Origin of the sequence: Clostridium zeae, assembly GCF_017312485.1 — a bacterium.
GTDB classification, from domain to species: Bacteria; Bacillota; Clostridia; order Clostridiales; family Clostridiaceae; genus Clostridium_AR; species Clostridium_AR zeae.
Window position 1 is genome coordinate 601,621 of the sequence record NZ_BMBA01000001.1, and the last position, 20,503, is coordinate 622,123.

A 20,503-nucleotide genomic window follows, 5' to 3' on the forward strand; every position below is an offset into this window, starting at 1 on the left:
AAAAAACTATGCTAAGCATTCCAACCAAGCTGGATTGTATGATGAGATTAATAAGTTTATTTCTAATAATTAAGAAGTTTTTATAAATAAAAAGAAAACAAGCTTCCCATTAAAGTGAAGCTTGCTTTTTACATTATTTATATTCCAATAGTATACTATTATTTGCAACCATCTTCTCACCAACATGAAAGTTTAAAATCTCATGATTATTTTGGTTTGCAATTATAAGCATTATTGTATCATCTAATTCTTTATCCTTAAGCAGTTTTTTATCAAAGCTTATTAGAAGCTCTCCATTTTTTACTTTCTTTCCTTCCTCACAGTGTATATTAAAACCTTCACCATTTAGAGTTACAGTATCGATGCCCACATGTATAAGGATCTCCACTCCATCCTCTGTTTCTATGGCAACAGCATGTTTACTTTCCTTCATAACTGTAATGATCTTTCCATCACATGGAGAATATACTTTGTTATCCACTGGAGAAATTGCAATTCCTTCCCCCATCATCTTCTGTGAAAAAACTTCATCCTTGACCTCTGATAAATCTACACTTGTCCCATTTGAGAAAGCATATAAAATCTTTTTATTCTTGCTTACATTTTTAAATAGATTCTTAAACATATATACCTCTACTATTTCAATTCTGGCCAGTAGTCTTTATTAGCTTCGATCATCTCATCTAAAATCTTCTTAGCTACAAAAGCAGAAGGTATTGGTTTATTCATAGTAAATGCCATAAGAGCTTTTTCATAGGATCCTTCAATTGCAGCTTCTACCACTAATTTCTCACAAGCCTCTTGTTGTTCTATCAAGCCTTTATAGAAGGTTGGAATCTCTCCTACTCTAACTGGTTCTGGGCCATCTTTAGTTATATAAGCTGGTATTTCTACCATCGCATCCTCTGGTAAGTTTTTAATAGCACCATTATTTTCAACCATAACAAGATGTCTCTTTCTTAAGTCAAAGGCTAAACTCATGGCAACTTCAACGATAAATTCTCCATGTACTCCTGTGAAGAACTGAGTAAGATCTATTTCACCGGTTGCATTGTACTGATCTACTGCATCAAATATCTTCTTTTCTCTTCCTTCCATTACTTCATTAGCTCTTGTATGGTTCTTATCTGCATCTTTTACAATGCTGTCTCCTAATAGATAGTATTGCATATACGTGTTTGGAAGATACTTAGGGAACATTCTCATTATATATTTAGCATTGTCAAAGGTATGAAGCCACGAAGCATCATTATGCCTTACTTCACTTCTTGAATCTGGAGGAATATATCCATGTTCAGCTACATAAGCTTTTAATTCCTCAGTCTTATCTTCGCCTTTTACTCTAATCTTAGTAAACCAACCAAAGTGGTTTAAGCCAAAGTAATCTGCTTCAATGTCATGTCTATCACAATCTAAGATATTAGCCATATTTCTCATTATTGCAACTGGCATATCACATATATTAAGAATTCTAGCATTTGGCCTTAACTTATGCATAGCTTTAGCAACTATTGCAGCAGGATTGGAGTAGTTTACAATCCAATAATTTTGACTAGCATATTTTTCACAGAAATCTATCATCTCAACCATAGGATATATAGTTCTTAAGCCATATGCAAGTCCTCCTGGTCCACAGGTTTCTTGTCCTACTACATCATATTTTAGTGGTATTTTTTCATCTTGCTCTCTTAATTTATATAAACCCACACGCATTTGAGCGAATACAAAATCAGCATCTTTGAAGCCCTCTTCAGGATCAGTTGTAAATATAAGCTTTACCTCTGGATCAAACATCTCAACAACCTTTTTAACTATTACTCCAACCTTGTTTTGACGCTCTTCATTTATATCATATAATCTTAATTCCGATATCTTAAAATCTTCTTTTCTTGAAAGCAAACTTTTTACGATTCCTGGTGTGTATGTGCTTCCACCGCCTACGATTACTAGTTTAAATGTCTTCATGTTAATGCTTCCTCCCTAATTTAAATTTACTTTAATGTTTCCATGGTTTCCAAAGCCTCATCTACAATAGTTCTTATTTTATTTATTGTAAGACCATAAACCACTTGAATATTGTTGCCTTTTCTAACAACTCCAGATGCTCCAGTTGTCTTTAAGGTTTTTTCATCGATTAAGTTATTATCTGCAACTTCAACTCGAAGTCTTGAGAAACAGTTATCCACGGTTAAGATGTTTTGTTTTCCACCTAATGCCTTTATTATTGTTAAAGCCTTTTCCCTATCCTCAGCTTCTTCATTGTTCTTACTAACTGATCTCATTTGTTTTTTAACTGCCGCTGCATTTTCATTTAAGTCTATAGTAATATCAGTTTCATCCTCTTCTCTTCCTGGAGTCTTTAAGTCTAACTTTTCAATCATAATTTTAAATACAAAGAATAATACAACTATCTCAGCAAGACCAACTAAAACATATATAGGCCAATGAGTTTTAGAAATTCCAGCTGGTAGATTAATAACAAGGAAATCTAAAATACCATTTGTTGCACAAACTCTTACGTTTAATAAGTAAACAAACATTTGGAATAATCCATCAATAACTGAATATACAAACCATAGTAATGGAGCTGCAAATATAAAGGTAAACTCTAATGGTTCAGTAATACCAGCAATAACTGCTGTTAAAGTTGATGGAATAAGCTGAGCCTTTAAGTTATTACGTTTAGCTTTTTTAGAAGTGAAGTAGAACGCTAATGCTACACCAATTACCCCAAAGGTTTTAACTAAACCATAAGTTAAAAATCTTGCTGAATCTCTCATCATTGTTACACTTGGATCACCAAGTAAAGCTAAGAATACAGGCTTTGCACCAATAACATTTTGTCCACCTATCATCATTTGATCTCCAACAGATGAATATAAGAATGGAGACCATATTAAGTGATGTAATCCAGTTGGTACTAAAAATCTATTTAAGAATCCATAAACGAATACTCCAATTGGGCCAGCAGTGTTCATAAATCCTGTTAATGCAGAAATTCCACCTGCAATAGTTGGCCAAACGTAAGTGATAACAATACTAAATACTGCAATTATTGGAATCATTACAACGAATACCAGCTTGCTATTACCATAAGGAGCCATGGCACCTTTAAATTCTTTAGTTACATATTTATTGTGAACTAAGGCAACTAAAACTCCTAAGATCATTCCTAGAAATACACCCATATCAGTTACATGAAAGCCTAACTGTATTGTTTGTCCAGTTCCATATAGGGCTCCTGCTGTATCGCCCTTTATAATCTTGCCTGATAGTTCTAACCATTTGCTGTTAGCACCTAAAAACAAAATATAGGACATTATAGAAACGAAAGCTGCTTCTGCCTTTTTCTTTTTAGCCATCCCCATGGCTATTCCAACACAGAATAAAACACTTAAGTTACCCATGATAGGTGATAACATCCCATTAAAGAACTTTCCTATGGTCCAGATAACACCTTTTTCAGTAACAAAAGCTGTATTTGTAAAAACTGCAGTTAATGCAATAGACATACCTACTATTGGTAAAAATAAGACCGGTCCAATCATAGCTTTGGCAAACTTTTGCATACTATTTATAATCTTATCTTTCATTTAATATACCCCTCTACTATTTAATAAATTATCTTTGGTAATTACCTGAACCTAGAATAACATGTTTAATAATCAATGTTAATAGCTTTGGCCCTTTCAGTTACATGTTGACCAAAAAGTGAACATGTTTACCTTTACATAAAAAGTTAAGACGCTTTTTCAACAATGGTCTTAAACATAGCTAAAATTGGAATGTAAAAAGACTATCCTGAATAAAAACTCAAGATAGTCTTTGCTAGCAGATTATAAATTATTCATAACTTTGTCTAATAAGTACTCCATCACTATCATCACTCTTGCATAAAAATAATTAGCTGTAATATTCCTATCATCTAGTTCTTTATCATCCAAGATAGAAAAATGAACTGTTGATTGCTTCGCCATATAACTTTCTTGATTGCCAGTAAAAGTAATGATGTCTAAGTTATTCTTAGAGGCATAATCTATAACCTTTGTTACACTTTCAGTTTCACCACTTTTAGATATTCCGATGACTAAAGCTCCGCCAATTTGATTACTATCATATACGCCATAGGAATTAGTCTTAATACACTTAAAACCTAATACAAGCATTTTCCTACAAAAAAATTCAGCTATAGGTGCAGAAAAACCAGTGGCAGTTATAAAAATTATGTTTTCTCTATGCTTAATAAGTGTAGACACAAAACTATCAATCTTAGCTTTATCTATTTCCTCAATAAAGCTAGTAATATCAGAGGTTCTATCTTGATTTTTCTTCTGATTTTTTATTATAAAGTTTAAGCGATATATCATATCTGTATAACCTGTATATCCAAGTTTTTTAGATACTTTAATCACTGTAGCTGCAGAAGTATAGTTAATATTAGCAACTTCTCTAACGCCTTTACTTAATACCAAATCTATATTATTTATTATGTATTCAAGTACCTGTCTCTCTACTTCAGTTAATTTATAATTATCAGCAAGCTTATAAATATCAAACTCCATGTTGTTATTCCTCCTATGTTATAGATGAACCACTTCGTAATAAAATTTATTTTTTTAAATTCTCTCACCAGAACCCATGTAATCTTTAAAAATAGATTTCGGTTCTAAGTGGTACATCTCTATATGCTTTTATAATATCATACTTATTTTATATAAGTTAACTTGATTCACTAAAAGCTTAAGAATCATTAATATTAAAGCAATTTATATATAATTATGTTAAATATTTGATAATTATATAATACACCACTTATATAAACACTATAATCGAACATAGCCTAAAGCTAAAATATCACAAATACCATGAAGGCGTTTGTGATATTTTCTTATACTCATATATTTTAATGCAAAATGCTATTCATACATTTACAAAACCTATAACTTCAGCTATTATAAATACTTCTCACACATTATATCAACATATTCTATTGCAACATTTAATTTTGATCCTGTTATATCTCTATATCGCTTAACTGCTTTAATCTTTTCACCATCTAAAATATGCTTCTTTAGTTCAGCATCTTCAACCTCAGCAACTTCATATCCATGAAATTCTCTCATTTTCTTATCCCAAGTCTTTGAGCCCATTCTTATTGAAAAAAGCACCATAGCTATTATATAAATTGAAAGTTTCAGAAATAATCCTGAAGCACTGTAATCTAATATTCCAAATATATTATTTATAATTATAGCTGGGATAGCCACAGCTATAAGAACACTTCCAGTGAAAATTGATGTCATAAATGCTACATATTTACCTTTTCCCATTGCTTCATATTTAGCCCATTGCTCTCTTTGTTTATCTTTATCATACTTCTTCATAAATTCTCTACTTTCTACAATCTTATAGTTTTTATATAACTACTCCTGGCTCTTCAGTACTAGCTGAACCTATGTCGCACAGTTCTTTTAGTACTTCTGCAAAAAGCTCGTACAACTCCTTAAGTCTTTCTACATCTTTTATAACACCAACTACATTAAAGTAAAGCTCATCAACTCCATCAGGGAAGTGGGATTTAAAATATCCTTCATCGTCTTTAATCTCAAGACTTATGCTAGGTTGATATTGTATTAATCTTCTTATATTATCATTTTCAAATAACTGTTTTACTTTACTTTCATTGTTGCTCTTTATTATAAATTCCTCATCAAAAGTTTCGTAGCCAACGTTAATATCTTCCATACCGAATATCTTTCCAAGCCCACTGAACATTCCACTTCTATATATCTTAAAATAGAAGTTATCAAGATTTACAAATGGCGCTCTCATCCTTGTATAGGTTATTGACGATTTTCCTGTAGAAACTGTATAGGTATCAAGCACAACAGTCCACTTATCTACATGTGCCTCAACTCTATCACCTTTCCAAACTCCATTATTTACATAATCAGCATTAATTTCTAGTGCTAGCTGTTGCCATATTTCTTTTTTACTTGGTCCAAATAGTCCCATAAAAACTACATCTCCTTACCCCTAAATCATATTCATTTTATGATCATAGGTTATCAATACATTCATTATATAGTATCAATTACAATATTCCAAATTAATTTTATGTCCTATTTTAACTTAGTATTGTATTGGCAGTCTACGAAAACATACTAGCTTATATTCAATCAATAAGACTCATTTTATCTCATGTTTGCTAAGGACTTTAGTTTCATATATAATCAATATTTCATAACAGTTATAAACTTAAATCTCTAATTATTGCTATGAATAACAAAATGTTAAAAAGATTACTGATTGCTTGGCTTAAAAATTGTTATAAATCAACTAACTAACATACTTATAGCTTACTATATTAAGATATCACTAACCTATTAAAACCACCTAATTGTTGCAGGATTCTGAGAATAAATTGGTCTACCATCTCTATATGCATTCGGATATTTGCTACTATACTCTCCCCCCAACTTATAAACATACTCCCACATTTTCTCATCTATTTTAAGCTTCCTCATTTCAATGACATCTAAATCATCAGACACAAATTCAGCAATTATCGGATGAAAACCAAACCAGACTCCTGAGTTGTTAGGACCTAATATTATATCTTCTTGTAATTTTGGACCTCTCATATATGTATTAACAGTTATTAGCCTTGTTTTCTCTTTTAACCTATATTTTTTAACATATATATTTGAAAAATAAAGTGGAACAACACAGTCTAAATCCTCTGAATAAGCAACAATAATTAAAGGATCTACAGATAACACCACCGCTGGCTGACTATCTCCGTAAAAAATATGCTCCCTTATTTGTTCAATTTGTGAGTAACCTGCACTCTTTTTCTCTCTATATTCTAACCATTTGCCCTTAAGCCCATATAGTTCAGGTCTAAGTTCTTTTAATTTTTCATTTGACAGTGACAAGCTTCCAGGTGAACTTGCCTGTGTACTAGAATCAAGTGTCTTCATCTTAATTGTACCTCTCAATCTTTATTAAAATATTCTTTAAGTATCATTGTATTTTTAACCCATCTGTTCAAAATATATCTGAGCTTTAAAAATAAATTTAATTTCCAATTTATTCGCCTTTAACAAGCCATTACAAACATATTTTACCATATAAACTATAAAAGTACTAATCCTCAAAGATTAGTACCTTTACCACATTTATTTAAGTTTATATTTAATGCCATTAGAGCACCGTTAAGAAGTTAACATTTTAAATTTATATATTTAAATAATTATATAAATATATAGGAATTTTGCTGGTTTTACCCCTCATATTTCATTAAATAATAAGGCTCTGCTCCTTTAGCTTCTTCTACTACACTCCAACCTTGAGAAGAATAGAACTTAAAGGCATTTGTGTTCTCCTTTACGCATTTTAAGGTTAAAGGCAGACCAACTGCTTTTACAGCCTCATTTATCAAAGCCTTTCCTACTCCACAGCCTTTAAATTCCGATGAACCAAATAAGTTATGAATAAATTTATCTGCCACCCAAATTGAAACAAAGCCAGCAATAGCATTATTTATTTTTGCTGTTAATATTATTTCTCCGTCTGTACTACTATCGAAATCTTCTAGTTTTATGCTATCATAGTCCATCCATTTAAAGTTTTCTTGTCTTGATTTTAAAAAGATTTCTCTTAGCTCATCGTACTCTTCTTTTCGAGCCTCTTCTATTAATATATTGTTATTCATCCTGCTTTCTCCTCTCGTAACCAATTAATCAAATTGTAACTCTCTTAAAACAGATATTCTTCTCCATCCTTTGGCACTAAAACCTTAGTAGCTATTTGCTTTTCATTAATGAAGTTTTTTAATTCTTCTCTGGATAAGGTCCAGTGATTCATGGCCTCCATATGGCTAGAAATAATTATTGAATCAGGCGCTGCCTTATGGACTTCGTAGATATCATCTTTTCCCATTACTAAAGAACCCATCCCAAACAATTGATTATCTCCACCATTTACAACAATTATTTCTGGTTTATAAGTATCAATTACTTCTTGTACACCTTCATACCACACTGTATCTCCAGCTACATATAGAGTCTTTTCAGTTGAATGTTTAAATACAATACCACTAACATTCCCCATACGCTTTAACACTTCACCTCTTCCATGCTGCCCTGGTGTTTTAGTTAATTCAACACCTTTAAATTGTGTATTTTCTTTTAAAACTTCTACATTTTTAAAGCCTGCTTCTTTCAATTGTAAACCATCCGCCTCAGCTTGAGCAAATATTTTAATGTCTTTTGGTAATATCTCTTTAGCCGCATCATCAAAGTGATCCTTGTGCAAATGAGTTACTATAACTGCATCTACATTAATTAGTTCATCTATTGATGTCGGTAAGCTGACTAAAGGATTAGCTTGATCTTGTCTCATTGAATTTGGGAAAGGTGGAAATGATCCTTTATCACCAAGCACTGGATCTATTAAAAATCTATTTCCTGCATATTGAACTACAATCGTAGCATTTCTAATTTGCTTAATTTTCATAATTATAACTCCTTTTCTTTGATTCACCTATAGTTTATACTATTAGAAGTAGCATTTGAATATATAAAATCAAGTCTTTTTATAGATTCACTTGATTTATTAAGGAGTTGAATGAATGTTAGATAGTACGGATTTTAGTATCTTGGACGAGTTATCAAAAAATAGCCGTATCACAATGAAAGAACTAGGCAACAAAGTTCATTTAACCGGTCAGGCAGCCGCATCAAGAGTTGCTAAACTAGAAGATACCGGAGTAATCGAAAGATATACCATAAAAACTAATCAAGTAAAATTAGGCTATTACATACACGCCTTTATGAATATTCTTATAAGAACCACACAACATGATCCCTATATTTCATTTATAAAAACCCAAGCTAAATATTTAATAAATAACTATAAAATCAGTGGAGAAGGTTGCTATCTTCTAGAATGTAAATTTACTTCTAACGAAGAACTAGATAAGTTTTTAGAGGCTTTAAATAGACACGCCAATTATAAGTTGTCTATTGTTATTAATAAGATGTTAGATTAACAGTTATAATGGGTTGATACAAGATGAGGCACTTTGATTCATCTGCATCAACCCACTTTTATTGTAGTTAAGATCATATTTTTATACTACTCATACATCTCTATTTATCTTTAGAATTACAAAAAACTATATACTTGTCACTCCAGGCTTTAAGACTGTCCAAAACCTCTATAAACTCCTTGCCAATATCGCTTAGATCATATTCAACCTTTGGAGGAATCTGAGCATAAACCGTTCTATTAACCACGCCATACTCTTCTAAAGCACGTAATTGCTTAGTTAGAGTAGCTTGTGTTATTTCTGGCAAAAGTCTTTGCAATTCGTTGAATCTAAGTTTTTTTTCACTTAGGTGATGTAGTATAACCACAGCCCATTTTCCTGATAATATCCTTTGAGCAGTGGCATAAGGGCATTTTCCAAATAATTCTTCCTGTGTTAACATATATCCTCCTTATATAGATGTACCACTTCGTAATAAAGTTTATATTTTCAAACTCTCCTCTCAGAACCCAGAGGAGTTTTGAAAATAGATTTGCGATTGAAGTAATACATCCTTAGTATCTTTTTAGATACTATGTATTAAAAATAATTGTACTTGTATAAATAAACGTAAGCAACTATAATTTGTGTATACTTAATTATATCACTGAATTTTTTGATAAACAAATAAAACCTATATGGAGGTATAAAATATGAAGATATTAGTAACAGGTGCTACAGGAAAATTAGGATCAAAGGTGGTGGAAGCATTATTGAAGACTATACCAGCAAGCGATCTTGCTGTTAGTGTTAGGAATCCTGAGAAGGCAGAAGGCTTAAAAAATAGAGGTGTTGAGGTTAGACACGGTGACTTTGATCATCCTGAAACACTAACCACAGCCTTTGCTGGAGTTGACAGATTACTTATCATTTCAGCTGACGGTGACAATGAAACAAGAATCAGACAACATTCAAATGCAGTCGCTGCTGCAAAAGAAGCTAACGTAAAGTTTATTGCATATACTAGCGTAGGAAATGCAACTGAAAGTTCTTTATTCCTTGCTCCAGTACATCGTGCTACAGAAGAAGCTATACTAAAAACCGGTATACCTTACAGCTTCCTAAGAAATAACTGGTACCTAGAAAACGAGATTGGAACAATTCAAGGAGTGCTAGCAGGTGCGCCTTGGCTAACCTCTGCAGGAACTGGCAAGGTGGGCTGGGCATTACAGCAAGATTATGCTGAGGCGGCTGCTGCAGTACTTATAGGAAGCGGATTCGATAATACAACTTTTGAACTTTCAGGAGAAACTATGACTCAAGAAGAATTAGCAGCTACTCTTGGATCTGTAATAGGAAAAGAAGTGTCTGTTCATCAGGTGGATGATTCCGCTTATGCAGATGCAATGAAGAGTGCCGGCGTACCAGATTTTGTAGTCCCTATGCTTGTAGATATACAAAAAGCTATTAGAGATGGAGCACTGGATATAAAAAGCAATGATTTCGAAAAACTACTTGGTCGTAAAGCAACACCAGTGAGTGAAGGCCTTGCACAAATTGTTAATGCTCTCAAATAAATAGCTACATTTTAAAAATAACCAACTTCCTTTTAACGGGAGCTGGTTATTTTTATATATAAATTAAATAATCTCAGTGATTTTTTTACATTTTACAGTTTTCATTTGATAATATTAAAAATCATCTTTTAGTTTCTTTGTCCAAAAGTTTATAGTTTGAGTAATAAGATATTATTAGCATAATCAATCCAAATAAGTTTGGAATTATTAAGTTGGTATTCTTAAAAACGCTTCCATTATATTGCAATTAAAATATAATAATCAAGTATATATTTTAAACCCTCCCATAACAACCCAGCGGAGAATATGATTCATATAACGAAGTGATACATATATATAGAATTCCCCTTTTAATAGGTAGATACTAAATCCTTTAATAATTCAATATTTTTATTCATATCTCCCTTAACTTCTAACCTGTGACCCACTCCTTCTACTAATTTCAAATAAATATTTTCTTTCGTACAGTGCTCCTTAAGAGTATCTGCATCTAAAAATTTATCTTTTGTACCAGCAATTACAATGATAATATTTTTATCTTTATTAATATAAGGTAATGTCTCATTCAAAGGCGTCAAATATATGTGTCTTACTTTAATACATAACTTTTCCTCAATCCACCCTGCAATTGCTGTCCCAATACTTTTAGAAACAAATACTATATCTTCGTATTGTGATAGATCAACAGCTTTCAATTTTAATAACACAGCAAGCTTAACTTCTTCAATAAGCTCAGCAAATGAGTTATGTTTATTAGTAAAATCTCCATAACTAATCGATATTTTTTCATACCCTCGAGTTTCAAACTTGAATCCAGCATAATATAGTAATGGACAATCTGCACTATAATTTGCACCTGGAAATATCACAACTATCTTTTTATTATTCATATCGTTCTCCCTGATAAATTATATATTATTAAAAATATTTTCATCTAACACATTTTATTCAAATTAAGAATGTCCCCTAGACCTAATTGATTATCTCTATATCTTTCAATATAATGTACATAATAGAGATGTAAGAAGGTGCAGTTATATATGAAATATGATGTAGAATTATTAAGGCAAGAAAATTATAAACCAACCTTTTGGTCTGGCGGCATGGCTACAGAGCTAACAACATATCCACTAGGTTCAGATTATGCCAGCCAAAACTTTTTGTGGAGGCTAGGAGTTGCTAAAATTGATATACTTGAATCAACTTTTAGCAATCTGCCAAAAGTTTCACGTAAATTAATGGCTATAGAAGGAACTATAACTCTCGACCATGAAGATCATTACAAGATACAACTTAATACCTTTGATCAAGACGATTTTATAGGAGATTGGAAAACTAAAACCTATGGAAAAGCTTCTGTTTTTAATTTAATGACTAGAGAAAATTATAATGGTGAATTAATTCACCTTAATATTAATCCCAATAAACAACTTAAATTCGAATATAAAGTCCCTTTGAATAAAGATTTAGTAGCAATTTGTTTTTACACTGTAAATGGTGGCTTTAACTTTACTATTAATGATAAAATTTTTGAAACTGTTAGGAACGATTTAATTATAATTAACTGTATTAATTCCAACCCTACTCATGAATTTACGCTTGCAAACAATATTTCAGAAATTACTAATATAATAGTAAGTGTAATTTATCGTAATAGAGCTTAGTTCTACCACGCTAAGCTCTATTGCTAATCTCATCTGCTATTAATAATTTATTACTCAAATCATTTAAAGTCCTGACTATTGGATAGTTCCTTCATTATAGTTATAATGCTGGTATAAATATACTTCCCATATTTTCATCTTGTAAAATAAATTCATAAACAGGCTGATAGAACCCTTTACTATCTACCTTGTAAGTCAACTTGATGTCTTTTATTTCAATTTTATTACTTAATGAATATGCGTTGAACTTTCCTTCTAAAAGTTTATTATATGCTTCTTGTTCTGATATAATTTCATATTCTTTATACTTACTATACGACACAATTTCATTGTCAAAACTTGATACACCTTTATTAGCATTAATATTACATGTTAATTTGCCATTAAGAATACTATCTCCCATATTAGCCATATTTACTGATATTTCATACCTTCCACTACCCTTATCACTAAAATCAGCTTTTTCCGGTAAGGTAATAGGGAAACTTTCTAATATTTGCTTTATTTCGTCATATTTTAATCCGCCTAAACCAGAAGAAGCAAATTGAGTAAACTCATTATATCTTACTGTTAATCCAGTATAACGTACCCATACTGAATGTTTTTCATCTCCAGATTTATATATTATTGTCTCATCATAAACATCATTAAGTGATTCATCTACCTTATCATTTACCGCGCTTAAAATTTTATTGGCAATTTTCAACGTATCTTCTTTTGTTCCAACCACTGCCTTATAAACATACGCTCTATTTCGTGAATCTTTAAATTTTATCTTCGTACTTATGTTTGTATTAGACATATTCTGACTATAGCTACATGCAACACTTAGATTTCCTAATTCCTGTTTAGAGTAGCTTATAAATATACTACTAAAAACTATAATAGTAATACATAGTGGTATTTGCATACTACAAATGGCTAAAGCCTTATTTTTTAAAATTTTTTTCTTGCCAATTAAATTTGATTGCTCTTTTTTATACTTTAAGAATAATATAAAAATCATTACAATTCCATATCCTATCATGCATCCTAAAGCATTGTTAAAAATATCATCTAACTCAAAAATTCCTCTTCCAGTTATAAGTTGAATAATTTCAATCACAACTGTAGATAAGAATCCTATAAAGTAAGTGACATACCATTTTCTGCACCTTCTAAAAATGATAGGTAGCATGAAGCCTAGTGGCACAAACATTAATATATTTAGTATTATGTTCCTCCATTCTACTTTTGAAAAACTATTCCAAGCTTCTATGTAAGAACTGAATAAATGCATATTAGCACTGCTATTACTTGGCATTCTTATTCCAACTGTAGCTCCAAATACTATAATGATGTAAATTAAAAGAAAGGAATACAATACAGCTTGTCTTACTCTTATGGTCTTTTTTCCTTTTAAAATTTTTTTATATATAACAAAATATCCAATACTTAACATAATGGACAATAAAATCATTCCTACTGCACCTAATAAAAGGTATTCTTTTGCTATTCTTATAATTGCTGAAATTCTCATCTTATTATCTCCTTTCTTTTCACACTATTTTCTTAACTTTAATTTAGTAACTTCCAAATATTTTCTATTTATAACAAATGCTACATAACATATATTAACATACGCAATAAATACTGTATATAAAATACATTTTATGCATCTATTTGTTATACTTTAATTTATAACCAGACTTTGAACTGTTCCCATGAAGTTTACAAATTATCTTTAATCTAAGTTCAATATTATTTCAATTTTTTAGTTTTAATAATTCAACGCTCGTATTCCATAAATTTCTTTTACTTTTAATATTATAGGAAAACTTCAAAGATTTTATTTCCCTATTACCTTCAAAATATTATCATATAGTTTCATTAACTTAAACATTAATAATTCTTGCAGTTTTCTTCATAAACAAATAAACCCCTCGACATTTTAGTCGATGGGTTTATTGATGGAACAGTTTATAACTTATTTTAAATTCTTAACAATTCCACAATGCGAAAAAACTAGATTAATAAAAATACTAACCTAGTCTTTTTTTAAAATTGATTTTACTGATCGTTTCACCACATCAAAGAAACTTAGCGAAGAAACCATACGATTTGGATCAACATAAACTCGAATAGCACGAAGTACTTTTTTTGCATCTTTAGAAGCAAAAGTATATGTACCATTTTTCTTTGTTTTGATTGCATATCTTGGAATCCATTTTCCTTTGAACATAATTGAGGCGATTACATAGTCAACCTCTTCCCAAGGAATTTGAATAAATTTGTGAGCATCACGGGAATTATAAAACTCAAAGCCTTTATCGCCAATCATAAGCTTACCATAATCTGATAAACCCGTAAAAGCTGTTGCATCAATTACTAAATCCACCTTTGTATTGAGTGATTGAACCATCGGATATACCTCTTTTCTACTTATACACACATTTATTGTTATTATATATTCTTCACATATTTCTATCAAGTAGTCTAAAGCAAATAAAAAACAACATATATTTCCCAATTCATTTTTTATTTTTGTAAAAATTGTTTTTTTATTCTACTTTATATGTTAACAAAAGCCCAGGCTAAAAAGCCTAGGCTAGTTAAAAATATTACATTAAGCCGATTAAGTGGAAAACTATACCAATTGCGAATAATCCAAGGATGATAACAATTGGAGATACTTTCTTCTTAAGTAACCACATACAGATAAGTGTGATTATTAATCCAGCAAGTCCTGGGATTAATGAATCTAAGTTACCTTGTAATGTTGTAACCTTAGTATCAGTTAATGCCATACCAGATGATTGTTGTAAAAGTGCTTGTTGGATACCTTGAGCTCCAGCAGGAAGTTTATCCCAAGCTATGAAAGCACCATCACTTAATTTAACAGATGATACTACTGGTGCAAATCTAACAGATACCCATCTGTTAACTAATGATCCTAGTATGAACATACCAAGGATAGATGCTCCCTTTGTTATATCTTGTAATAAACCACCTGATAAATCGTCGCTGATACGAGATCCAGCTTTGAAACCAAACTCTTGTGTATACCACATAAATGCCATACGGATAATATTCCATGCTACGAAGAATATTATTGGTCCAAGTACATTACCGCTGATAGCAAGTGAAGCACCTAATGCTCCTAATATTGGTCTTACAGTGAACCAGAAAACTGGATCTCCGATACCAGCTAAAGGCCCCATCATACCTATTTTAACACCTTGAATAGTTACATCATCTATAGGTGCACCATTTGCACGTTCTTCTTCTAACGCTAAAGTTACACCAATAACTGGTGAAGCTACATATGGATGAGTGTTGAAGAATTCTAAGTGACGTTCTAATGCAGCAGCTCTTTCTTCTTTAGTCTTATATAATTTTTTGATTGCCGGAATCATGGCATATGCCCATCCACCGTTTTGCATTCTTTCATAGTTCCAAGAACCTTGAAGGAAAAATGAACGGAACCAAACAGAAATACGATCGCTTTTACTTAATTTTAATTCTTTTGACATTTTCGTACACTCCCTTCTTAGTATCTATCTATAAGATCCCCGATTGGGTCACCAGTATTTGAATTTCCACCGTTGCCAGAACCACCTTGTTTGCTAAGTACTAGGTAAACAAGAGCTAAAGCTACTCCTAATGCACCTAATCCGATAAGTGTGATTTGTGAAACAGTTGCAAGTACAAAACCTACTGCAAAGAATGGCCATACTTCTTTTGTAGCCATCATGTTGATTACCATTGCATAACCAACAGCTACTACCATTCCACCACCGATTGCTAAACCACCAGTTAACCAACCAGGCATAGAAGCAAGTAATGAACGTATTGGATCAGCACCAATTGCTAATATTAAAGCTGCAGGTATTGCAATACGTACACCTTGTAAACATATAGCAGCTATTTGCCAAAATTCAACAGCGCCAAGATTTCCTTCTTTAGCAGCTGAATCCATGAAATGTACGAATGCTGTAGCAATAGTACGACAAATAATTGTTAATAATAAACCTGCAACTGCTAGAGGAACAGCTATAGCTATAGCTGAAGCAACTCCTTCTTTACCTTGACCACCAAGAACAAGAATTATTGCAGATGCAACAGATGCTAATGCAGCATCTGGTGCTACGGCAGCACCTATGTTTGCCCAACCTAAGGCTATCATTTGAAGAGTACCACCTAGGATTAAGCAAGGTAATAAGTTACCAGTAACTAATCCGATTAATGTACAAGCAACTAATGGTTGATGGAATTGGAATTCATCCAATATACCTTCTACACCAGCTAGAAATGCTACAATAATGACTAATATTATTTGAATTATATTTAAAGTCACGATTATTAAACCTCCTTTTTCTAAATAAATTAGACTACTTAAATAATTAAATTATTTAACTTTAGCTAACTCGTCTTGTGCTTTTTTAAGTATTTCATCCATATTTCCCTTTGAATCATTTGGTACTTTACGAACATCGAAATTTAATCCAGCTTTTTTAAGCTTATTGAATGTATCGATATCTTGCTGATTGAAAGCAAGTACTTTACTTGGTTGAACTTTACCTATAGAGTGAGCCATTGAACCAACGTTTATTGTCTTCAAAGCTACTCCACCTTCTACTGCTCTAAGAACATCTTGTGGATTTTCGAACAGTAACATTGCACGTTGACCTCCAAAATGTTGGTCATCTTTTGCAAGTTTAATCATGTGATCCACTGGAATAACATGAGCCTTTACTCCTGGAGGAGCAGCTTGTGTTATTAAGTTCTTACGAAGTTTATCTCTAGATACATCATCTGACACTACAATAATTCTTGTAGGGTTCATAGCCTTTGTCCAAGCAGTTGCTACTTGACCATGAAGTAAACGTGAGTCAATTCTAGCTAGAACATACTCAAATTTCCCTGGTGCACCTGCGTTAGATTGTTGAACTGAAGCAGGTTTAGCAGTTACAGGTTCTAATGCTTCTGGCTTAACCTTAATTCCTTCTTTAGCTGATGTTAAGATGAAAGATGCAATCTCGTGTGCAGATTCCATAGAAAGTCTTGCACCATATGCTTCAATCAACATTGGTAGATTTAAACCAGCTACAATTGCCCATTTGTCTTTGTGTTCTTCAAATAGAGCATTTGCTTGATTGAATGGTGTACCGCCCCAAAGGTCAACTAAGAATAAAACCTCATCTTGGTTGTCAAAGGATGCGATTGCTTCTTTCATTTTTGCTTTAAGGTCATCAGGTCCTTGGCTTGGCATTAATGCAATAGCTTTAACGTTTTCTTGTTCTCCGAAAATCATTGAACCAGATTGTAATATGCCTTGAGCAAATTCACCGTGACTAGCAAGAATAATTCCTACCATTTTTTTATACCTCCTAATTATATATTTGTTACAAATACAAAAAGCATGAGCATCAAAATAAAATCTATAATATAGGTTGTTGTTTTCTCACACAGTTTATACACAAAATTTAATCATTAAGAATAAATAATAACGTTATAAAAGTATAAACTATATGATTTAACAAACCAATATTAAATAATTTTATTTAAGTACGCTCATGCCTAATCGAATCAGTAACATGTCGAATATTAATTTTTATCGTACTCTACTTAGAAGACATATCTAAATGTTTCTCTCTTGAGTACGTTTCCATAATAACATCATTCTTTATATGTTTCAACATATTTTTTTAAATTTTTTCTATTTTTTTTATTTCTTTATTCTTCTACGTTAAAATTCCACCTACTTTACGCAAAACCATAAGCACAGGTCGGTGGTTTCATAAACCCAGAATTAAAGCCATTTACAGTAATATTTCTACCAGTTTTGATATTTAAAAATTCAATAATTTTCTATACAGTAAAAAACTGCTGACAAAATATATTTATCAGCAGTCTAAAGCTATGAAGTCATTTTTATTTTCAATTTTTTCTGATACAAATTTTTATAATATCTTTTTCTGCAAAATTATAAGCTACTTGCTTACCAGTAAGAGGCTGTGTTCCAAAATTTCTAGTATGAGCAAAAACTTCGCATAATACTGTTACGCCAGTAATGCTGAATTCATCGCCTTCGTTAGCATCCTCCCTATAAATTAAACTTTGGAAAGGAGTATCATCTATGATCTCTTTTTCTTGCTCAAATCCATTATCTAAAGCAGCTGTATATTTGATAGTTCTACGGACAAAACCACTGATAACAACATTCTCAGGGCACACAGCTTCAATATTTGCATAAACAATATTATTGTGAATAATAGGAGCATCTTTCAGTGCAGGAGGAACTAATTGGGTACTTCCTTCTACCATAACCTGAGAACAAGTCTGAGGGTTGGCTACAACGCTAGGACAGGAGATAACCTTAAGCGGTCTCATCATTTCATTATCCTCATGATCTATGATATGACAATGCCACACATATCCAGGACCTGAAGTAGGATCAAATGAAAATAAATTAACCCCTGGCTTAACTATTTTAGAATTTGCATCTTGTGGTGCAAATCGAAGTTTAATTCTAGTAACTTTTCCTGGCAATGCTATGACAGTATCTTTCCATCCACGCTCATTTAAAGCAGGGTCAATAGGATTACCTATTAAGAAAGGTTCTACAGGCAGTGAAATTGTTGGATGCATAAGAGGTGTCTCCCCATTAAGTTTAATCCACTCTTGACTATATTTTGCATTGTCGAAGTTCTGACGATTTTCAATTTGAAATTGTATTAAGTGCACATGGATAGGATGTGCACCATTTGTAAGGTTAACAAGCTCCCATTCTACTGTCGATCCAACTATTGGTAATTCTGAAATTGGAGCCTCCCACATCTGTCCATCTAATAATAATTCAGTTGGAGCAGTTGCTTGGCCAACTACATTCAAAGTTAAAATCTTCTTTGGTACATCCGGGGTCAATATAGGTATTTTATTCAATTCATCCGGAAGCTTAGTTGGTAAAACAACAGGTGTATCAAGGACAGTAAACTGCATAATTTGTCCTACAGTATTTGGATCTGGTGCATTACCATTAGGATAAGGAGTTTTAGCATTATTATTGAGAATAACAGTTGTTTTAGGCTTTAACATAGAAAAATCTATTAAAATGTCGGCACGTTCTCCTGGTGAGAGTAATAGTTCAGTTAACGTTACAGGAAAAGGAAGAAAGCCTCCATCAGAGCCAATCTGAATGAAGTTCTGATTATTTGAAAGCTTAAAGTTGTAGGTTCTGTTATTAGATCCGTTTAAAAGCCTAAATCTATATTGTCTACGCTCTACATCTAAATTAGGCCATACCCTTCCATTGACCATAATAGTATTACCCACAAACGCTGGCCTCCAATAAGGATGAACATTAGGACTTACACCATTACTTGGAAATAATAATGAACCATCTTCATTGAATGAACGATCTTGAATTGCAAGCGGAATATCATATGGACCTTTTGGAAGAAGCGGAGATATTTTATTATTTGGATCTTCTATTAAATAGAATCCTGCTAGACCAGCATAAACATCAAGACGTGTAGTTCCCAAGGCATGGTCATGATACCAAAGTGTAGTTGGCTCTTGCTTGTTCGGATAGGTATACCGACTCTTTGAAAATTCTGGTCCCGTTTTTTCCTCCCCAGCGGTAAACCAAGTATCCGGACCGCCATCAGAATCAGATTGAACTTCTCCGCCATGCAAGTGCGTAACAAGAGGAACTGGACTCTGTGCTAAAGAATATCCTGGTGGAAAAGGCAAAAATGGTGGTGTTGGTGTTGGCATATTATTTGGATTCGCCCAATGTAAAGTGGGATCCACTGCAAATTGATTCGGTTCAGTAATATTATTTATCCACTGTACATTGCTTGGAATCCCTCTGACTGCCTTAAAAGTAGGGCCTGGCGAACTACGAAAGCAACGAATTTTACCTGTACTTGTATCCTCAACATTACTTTCATACCCCCAGACAGTTGTCTTAGGGAAAATATTTGGAAGAATCTGCTGCTTAAATTGAATCATACTGATAGTGTAATTATAACTTATCTCCTTACCTGTAACAGGATCTTTTACAATTACAGGCTTATATACTGGAGGAATAAACAATTCACTTACATATTTAGGAATAGAGTTTGGGTCCAATGGTTTTACCATATCTGTGTTCTCCTTTTTTATATAATTACAAAAGGATATTTGCTTATAGTTCTGTTATATTTTTACTATGCTTGTTCATTTCTGTAGCATAAGAACATATA

20 protein-coding genes are annotated in these 20,503 nt (G+C 32.2%); 3 read left to right on the forward strand and 17 right to left on the reverse strand.

Translation table 11 applies throughout. The annotated features are described in order from the left end of the window. Positions 1-133 precede the first annotated feature (133 nt). The 9 genes from J3477_RS02775 to J3477_RS02815 form a co-directional block, all read right to left on the reverse strand. A complete protein-coding gene (locus J3477_RS02775; protein WP_206868043.1) occupies positions 134-625 on the reverse strand; it encodes a PTS sugar transporter subunit IIA in 492 nt (163 codons plus the stop codon). A gap of 11 nt (positions 626-636) precedes the next feature. Then, complete coding sequence (locus J3477_RS02780; RefSeq protein WP_206868044.1) at positions 637-1,965, reverse strand: 6-phospho-alpha-glucosidase; 1,329 nt, start codon at positions 1,963-1,965, stop codon at positions 637-639. A 26-nt stretch (positions 1,966-1,991) separates the two neighbouring features. After that, complete coding sequence (locus tag J3477_RS02785; RefSeq protein WP_206868046.1) at positions 1,992-3,593, reverse strand: PTS transporter subunit EIIC; 1,602 nt, start codon at positions 3,591-3,593, stop codon at positions 1,992-1,994. Positions 3,594-3,836: 243 nt separating this feature from the next. Next, positions 3,837-4,562: a MurR/RpiR family transcriptional regulator gene (locus J3477_RS02790; protein WP_206868048.1), complete on the reverse strand. Its 726-nt coding sequence runs from the start codon at positions 4,560-4,562 to the stop codon at positions 3,837-3,839. 390 nt (positions 4,563-4,952) lie between these two features. Further along, complete coding sequence (locus J3477_RS02795) at positions 4,953-5,384, reverse strand: hypothetical protein (RefSeq protein WP_206868050.1); 432 nt, start codon at positions 5,382-5,384, stop codon at positions 4,953-4,955. A 31-nt stretch (positions 5,385-5,415) separates the two neighbouring features. Then, entirely contained in the window at positions 5,416-6,015 is a 600-nt protein-coding gene (locus J3477_RS02800; protein WP_206868051.1) for a DUF3137 domain-containing protein, read from the reverse strand. A 371-nt stretch (positions 6,016-6,386) separates the two neighbouring features. Further along, positions 6,387-6,983: a hypothetical protein gene (locus J3477_RS02805; protein ID WP_228731190.1), complete on the reverse strand. Its 597-nt coding sequence runs from the start codon at positions 6,981-6,983 to the stop codon at positions 6,387-6,389. Between the two features lie 302 nt (positions 6,984-7,285). Next, positions 7,286-7,717 carry a GNAT family N-acetyltransferase gene (locus J3477_RS02810; protein ID WP_206868052.1) on the reverse strand — a complete coding sequence of 144 codons (432 nt, stop codon included), beginning with the start codon at positions 7,715-7,717 and terminating at the stop codon, positions 7,286-7,288. Between the two features lie 44 nt (positions 7,718-7,761). Beyond that, positions 7,762-8,520, reverse strand: a complete 759-nt coding sequence (locus tag J3477_RS02815) for an MBL fold metallo-hydrolase (RefSeq protein WP_206868053.1) — start codon at positions 8,518-8,520, stop codon at positions 7,762-7,764. A 115-nt stretch (positions 8,521-8,635) separates the two neighbouring features. Between J3477_RS02815 and J3477_RS02820 the strand changes: the two genes are divergently transcribed. Next, positions 8,636-9,055 carry an Lrp/AsnC family transcriptional regulator gene (locus J3477_RS02820; RefSeq protein WP_206868054.1) on the forward strand — a complete coding sequence of 140 codons (420 nt, stop codon included), beginning with the start codon at positions 8,636-8,638 and terminating at the stop codon, positions 9,053-9,055. A gap of 100 nt (positions 9,056-9,155) precedes the next feature. On the opposite strand, the gene J3477_RS02825 is transcribed toward J3477_RS02820, so the two are convergent. After that, complete coding sequence (locus J3477_RS02825) at positions 9,156-9,497, reverse strand: winged helix-turn-helix transcriptional regulator (protein ID WP_206868055.1); 342 nt, start codon at positions 9,495-9,497, stop codon at positions 9,156-9,158. Between the two features lie 250 nt (positions 9,498-9,747). Between J3477_RS02825 and J3477_RS02830 the strand changes: the two genes are divergently transcribed. Continuing rightward, complete coding sequence (locus J3477_RS02830) at positions 9,748-10,611, forward strand: SDR family oxidoreductase (RefSeq protein ID WP_206868056.1); 864 nt, start codon at positions 9,748-9,750, stop codon at positions 10,609-10,611. A 350-nt stretch (positions 10,612-10,961) separates the two neighbouring features. On the opposite strand, the gene J3477_RS02835 is transcribed toward J3477_RS02830, so the two are convergent. Beyond that, positions 10,962-11,501, reverse strand: a complete 540-nt coding sequence (locus J3477_RS02835; RefSeq protein WP_206868057.1) for a hypothetical protein — start codon at positions 11,499-11,501, stop codon at positions 10,962-10,964. Between the two features lie 150 nt (positions 11,502-11,651). Here J3477_RS02835 and J3477_RS02840 point away from each other — a divergent pair, with 150 nt between their 5' ends. After that, on the forward strand, positions 11,652-12,275 hold the full coding sequence (locus tag J3477_RS02840; protein WP_206868058.1) for a HutD family protein: 624 nt from the start codon (positions 11,652-11,654) through the stop codon (positions 12,273-12,275). A gap of 100 nt (positions 12,276-12,375) precedes the next feature. Here the strand turns inward: J3477_RS02840 and J3477_RS02845 are convergent, their stop codons facing one another. From J3477_RS02845 to J3477_RS02870, 6 genes are all read right to left on the reverse strand, one after another. Beyond that, positions 12,376-13,794 carry a VanZ family protein gene (locus tag J3477_RS02845; RefSeq protein ID WP_206868059.1) on the reverse strand — a complete coding sequence of 473 codons (1,419 nt, stop codon included), beginning with the start codon at positions 13,792-13,794 and terminating at the stop codon, positions 12,376-12,378. Positions 13,795-14,301: 507 nt separating this feature from the next. Continuing rightward, positions 14,302-14,676 (reverse strand): DUF956 family protein, encoded by a 375-nt coding sequence (locus J3477_RS02850; RefSeq protein ID WP_206868060.1) that lies wholly within the window; start codon positions 14,674-14,676, stop codon positions 14,302-14,304. Between the two features lie 199 nt (positions 14,677-14,875). Then, complete coding sequence (locus tag J3477_RS02855) at positions 14,876-15,787, reverse strand: PTS system mannose/fructose/sorbose family transporter subunit IID (RefSeq protein ID WP_206868061.1); 912 nt, start codon at positions 15,785-15,787, stop codon at positions 14,876-14,878. 17 nt (positions 15,788-15,804) lie between these two features. Then, positions 15,805-16,611 (reverse strand): PTS mannose/fructose/sorbose transporter subunit IIC, encoded by an 807-nt coding sequence (locus tag J3477_RS02860; protein WP_206868062.1) that lies wholly within the window; start codon positions 16,609-16,611, stop codon positions 15,805-15,807. 51 nt (positions 16,612-16,662) lie between these two features. Next, entirely contained in the window at positions 16,663-17,631 is a 969-nt protein-coding gene (locus J3477_RS02865; RefSeq protein ID WP_206868063.1) for a mannose/fructose/sorbose PTS transporter subunit IIA, read from the reverse strand. A gap of 563 nt (positions 17,632-18,194) precedes the next feature. Further along, positions 18,195-20,402 (reverse strand): multicopper oxidase family protein, encoded by a 2,208-nt coding sequence (locus J3477_RS02870; RefSeq protein ID WP_206868064.1) that lies wholly within the window; start codon positions 20,400-20,402, stop codon positions 18,195-18,197. Between the last annotated feature and the right edge of the window lie 101 nt (positions 20,403-20,503).

Excerpts from the sequence above, each read along its gene's own strand:
- J3477_RS02775 (WP_206868043.1), bottom strand. The coding sequence starts at position 625 with ATGTTTAAGAATCTATTTAAAAATGTAAGCAAGAATAAAAAGATTTTA.
- J3477_RS02780 (WP_206868044.1), bottom strand. The coding sequence starts at position 1,965 with ATGAAGACATTTAAACTAGTAATCGTAGGCGGTGGAAGCACATACACA.
- J3477_RS02785 (WP_206868046.1), bottom strand. The coding sequence starts at position 3,593 with ATGAAAGATAAGATTATAAATAGTATGCAAAAGTTTGCCAAAGCTATG.
- J3477_RS02790 (WP_206868048.1), bottom strand. The coding sequence starts at position 4,562 with ATGGAGTTTGATATTTATAAGCTTGCTGATAATTATAAATTAACTGAA.
- J3477_RS02795 (WP_206868050.1), bottom strand. The coding sequence starts at position 5,384 with ATGAAGAAGTATGATAAAGATAAACAAAGAGAGCAATGGGCTAAATAT.
- J3477_RS02800 (WP_206868051.1), bottom strand. The coding sequence starts at position 6,015 with ATGGGACTATTTGGACCAAGTAAAAAAGAAATATGGCAACAGCTAGCA.
- J3477_RS02805 (WP_228731190.1), bottom strand. The coding sequence starts at position 6,983 with ATGAAGACACTTGATTCTAGTACACAGGCAAGTTCACCTGGAAGCTTG.
- J3477_RS02810 (WP_206868052.1), bottom strand. The coding sequence starts at position 7,717 with ATGAATAACAATATATTAATAGAAGAGGCTCGAAAAGAAGAGTACGAT.
- J3477_RS02815 (WP_206868053.1), bottom strand. The coding sequence starts at position 8,520 with ATGAAAATTAAGCAAATTAGAAATGCTACGATTGTAGTTCAATATGCA.
- J3477_RS02820 (WP_206868054.1), top strand. The coding sequence starts at position 8,636 with ATGTTAGATAGTACGGATTTTAGTATCTTGGACGAGTTATCAAAAAAT.
- J3477_RS02825 (WP_206868055.1), bottom strand. The coding sequence starts at position 9,497 with ATGTTAACACAGGAAGAATTATTTGGAAAATGCCCTTATGCCACTGCT.
- J3477_RS02830 (WP_206868056.1), top strand. The coding sequence starts at position 9,748 with ATGAAGATATTAGTAACAGGTGCTACAGGAAAATTAGGATCAAAGGTG.
- J3477_RS02835 (WP_206868057.1), bottom strand. The coding sequence starts at position 11,501 with ATGAATAATAAAAAGATAGTTGTGATATTTCCAGGTGCAAATTATAGT.
- J3477_RS02840 (WP_206868058.1), top strand. The coding sequence starts at position 11,652 with ATGAAATATGATGTAGAATTATTAAGGCAAGAAAATTATAAACCAACC.
- J3477_RS02845 (WP_206868059.1), bottom strand. The coding sequence starts at position 13,794 with ATGAGAATTTCAGCAATTATAAGAATAGCAAAAGAATACCTTTTATTA.
- J3477_RS02850 (WP_206868060.1), bottom strand. The coding sequence starts at position 14,676 with ATGGTTCAATCACTCAATACAAAGGTGGATTTAGTAATTGATGCAACA.
- J3477_RS02855 (WP_206868061.1), bottom strand. The coding sequence starts at position 15,787 with ATGTCAAAAGAATTAAAATTAAGTAAAAGCGATCGTATTTCTGTTTGG.
- J3477_RS02865 (WP_206868063.1), bottom strand. The coding sequence starts at position 17,631 with ATGGTAGGAATTATTCTTGCTAGTCACGGTGAATTTGCTCAAGGCATA.
- J3477_RS02870 (WP_206868064.1), bottom strand. The coding sequence starts at position 20,402 with ATGGTAAAACCATTGGACCCAAACTCTATTCCTAAATATGTAAGTGAA.